The sequence below is a fragment of the Streptococcus danieliae genome, from assembly GCF_013415245.1.
GTDB lineage: Bacteria > Bacillota > Bacilli > Lactobacillales > Streptococcaceae > Streptococcus > Streptococcus danieliae_A.
Map to the genome: position 1 here is coordinate 1 of NZ_JACBXX010000183.1, position 255 is coordinate 255.

Sequence of the window (255 nt, forward strand, 5' to 3'; positions counted from 1 at the left end):
TTAAAGATGGTAAGACCTATGTCCTTTCTGCAACTAAACCGGTTCGTGATAGTCAAGGTGATGCTCCAGAAACTGGTAAGGTCACTGAAGGTGAGCAGACAGTTGTTTATCAGTATGTCTTGAAGGAGGAGCCAAAAGGTAACGTTGTCGTAAATTATAAAGATACGGCTGGTAATGTTATCAAGGATCCAGTTAAGGATGAGACAGATAAGCCAGTTGATGAACCGTACGATACAACAGATAACAAGCCAGAAG

1 protein-coding gene is annotated in these 255 nt (G+C 41.6%); it reads left to right on the forward strand.

Annotated elements, in window-relative coordinates; all coding sequences use genetic code 11:
* Positions 1-255, forward strand: a 255-nt coding sequence (locus tag HZY94_RS08795; protein WP_179925841.1) for a MucBP domain-containing protein, incomplete at both ends; no start/stop codon positions are given.